Below are 2,882 nucleotides of genomic sequence, written 5' to 3'. Positions count from 1 at the left end.
CCCTCAGCGCCTAAGCGAAGGATCAACCGTTACACCACTCCACGGGACTTGACCATCAAGGGTGTCAACGTATCGGGATCGGGAACCAGCAATCCCGCGACACTTCAGTGGACCAATAGTAACGGTGCTCGTGGATCCTATCTGAGCGGCACAGTCTGCATGGGGTGGGGTGCCTTCTACCTAGGTGCGGATGTGGCGGCCACCGCTTACTACTACGGTAATTTGCGCACTGCTTCCGCTCGCGTATAACGAAGAGATCGGCACTGCAGTAATGACAAGAAGCCTAGGTATATGCCGTCAAAAATTGCAGCACACACGAAACAAGCTGGTGTCGGTGCTAATCGCGGCCATGCTTTGCCTGACTGCCTGCAGTGCCGGTCTCTCCGCGCCGGCCAACGATGTGTCTGCCATACAAGATGACTTGAAGAAGCTCCAGGGAATCAACGGTCTCATAAGGATGCCCGAAGGGGAGGGTCAAGAGCGTGGAGATCTGTACACGACGGCGTTGTACACCGAGAACTTTGGCTCCCACCTGCTGGCCGCGGACGACGCCAATCGGACCGTCCGCAACGCACTGGGTGATCAGTCCACAGCCGACCTGCCGACGCTCTGGTCGGCGCTCAAGCTGCTTAGGGCAGCCGGCGCAGCTTTGCCTGCCGAATTGGAGAAGAGATTGGCCAGTACCGCGATGCCTGCAAGGCAGCAGGATGTAGGCGCGGAAATCGCCGCCCTCTGGTTTTGGATCGACATCGGTAGGATGCAAGGCTGGTCCGTGATCGCAGGAAAGTCCTTTGTGGAAGAAGCGCTCATACGGCTTGGCGCAATTGACCTCAACTCGATCACGAACAAGCCCTATCTTCTATGGCGTCTCTTCGATTCCTATTCGGCTCTGCAAAAGGAGAGACCCCTCGAATTGGAACAAGCGTTGAAGAACGTGGATTCCAACAAGCTCCCTGGCGACTATGAGTCAACTCTTGACTTTCAAGCCGCTCTTGAAGCTAGAGCAACTCTTGGAAATGACCTGATGGTTCCTAACGGTGCTAGGGACCATATCGTTAGGCTTCTGGATTCGAGCCAGGTGCACGATGACGCGCTGATCGCTTCAATGCTGCGTTCCTTGGAATTGCTGAACGCACAGACAGAGGCGAAGCGACTTGTCAAAGATCATATTGCACCCAGGGTCGACCAGAAGACGGGACTTATCCGTTCATCGACTCTCGCCAAAGGATCGGTCCACGGGACGTATCTTGCCGCGAGACTCCTCGACACGGGCTTTCCCGCTGTCGTGAGTGAGCGAACCCGAGATGAACTGGAACGGGTGCTGAAAGCGCCCGAAACCGATCAGATCACTCAGCTCAAGGCGCTTGTGGCGCTAAAGCGCTCTGGGTCTCCATCCTGGGGGAACTACGGTTCGATCATCGAGCAAGGTAGGGCGGCGCTTCCGGCCACCGTGACTTTCGCAAAACTCAGCGGGTACATCGAGCTGGTGGATGTTCTGGTGCAGCTTGAGCCTAACGCGAGGTTGGCGCGACTGGAGGCGTTCGATGCGGACCCCGGGGTTGAAGACCTACTTTCCGGAGCACTGATGGCGCTCTCCAACTCCATGTACTTCTCAAACAGCGAAGAAGTGAGATCAATGTTTCCGGCCGTCCAGTCCGCGCTCCCGCAGCTCATTGGTTCATCCAAAGAAAAGGGCCTGAATTATTTTCGGGCGTTGACCGCCATGACGAGCGCAAGTCGGTCCGGACTGGGATCAAACGACTTCGACAAAGCGGCCGAGGAACTCCGGACTCTGAAGGGCTGCAAAGAATTCCCGTCCTTGTATCGGATGGAAGCAGACAAAGCGTCACCATGCAGTCTGTCAATTTCGGCCGCAATGATCGCGGTCCCGGGTGCCTACGACTTCGGGGAGAACAAATGACAGCGGTGCTGCGTCTTGAGAACATCGCCAAGTCCTTTTTAGATGATCGCGGGACGCGACAGTTGGTCCTTTCTGGAATCAGCCTGAACGTCGAGGCTGGCGAAATCGTCTGGCTGCGAGGTGAGTCGGGTTCGGGGAAATCAACGATCCTGAACATCTCCGGACTGCTATCGACTCCCGATGCCGGCAAAGTGTGGATCAACGGTGACAACAGGACCGACGCCTCGTCCCGGGAAGCGAGTCGGGTCCGCTCGAACGAAATTGGCATGGTGTTTCAGAGCAGCAACCTGTTGCCCGAACTTACGGCGTTGGAAAATGTCCTCCTTGCCAGCAGCAAGCCCATGACGCGCGCAACGATTACGGAGCAGCTGGAACGCTTCGGCCTGGTGGCGGTCGCTGACCGGCAAGCGAAAAGGCTTTCCGGCGGGCAGCAGCAAAGAGTCGCGTTTTGCCGTGCGCTGATCAACGAACCGTCATTGCTACTGGCCGACGAACCAAGTTCGGGTCTCGATGCGACAAACACTGAGGCCATCCTGGACGCCATGCGAACGGGGGCCAACAGCGGGTGCGGCATCCTCGTTGCTTCCCACGACGAAGTTTTCCAGCAAGTGGCCCACCGTCAGCTTCCTATGAAGGAGTTGTTCCTTGAACAGAAATAGGGTCTTTGCTGCAAGGTCGGTGCGGCTTTCCCTCTCGAAATTGAGGCCGCTCGCGGTCCTGATGAGTCTTGGCATCGCGGTATTCATATTCGCCGACAGCATCGTAGGGGCCGGAATAAGCTCATACTCAAACAAGATCAGCACCAATTCCGCCCTGAATTATGTGGAGGTGACTTCAGTAGGCCCGGACTCAGCTCGTGAGATCACTGATGAATCATTATCCCGGTTCAGCCAAATCGATCACGTAGGGTCAAGTCCCGTGGAGTGGTGTAACGGTTGATCCTTCGCTTAGGCGCTGAGGG

The 2,882-nt window shown here is 56.6% G+C and carries 1 protein-coding gene and 1 pseudogene; both read left to right on the top strand.

What is annotated here, in order from left to right; translation table 11 throughout:
* Positions 1-421: 421 nt before the first annotated feature.
* The gene (locus tag QRN45_RS00510) at positions 422-1,921 is read left to right on the top strand and encodes a hypothetical protein (protein ID WP_264636993.1); all 1,500 of its coding nucleotides are present in this window, start codon (positions 422-424) and stop codon (positions 1,919-1,921) included.
* Positions 1,852-2,409 (top strand): annotated as a pseudogene (locus QRN45_RS00505) (ABC transporter ATP-binding protein); the annotation flags it as partial. The gene QRN45_RS00510 and the pseudogene QRN45_RS00505, both read left to right, overlap by 70 nt.
* Between the last annotated feature and the right edge of the window lie 473 nt (positions 2,410-2,882).

This window comes from Arthrobacter sp. efr-133-R2A-63, from assembly GCF_030209795.1.
In the GTDB taxonomy this organism is placed as follows: Bacteria; Actinomycetota; Actinomycetes; order Actinomycetales; family Micrococcaceae; genus Arthrobacter; species Arthrobacter bambusae_A.
This window is presented reverse-complemented; position numbering and strand designations above follow the sequence as displayed.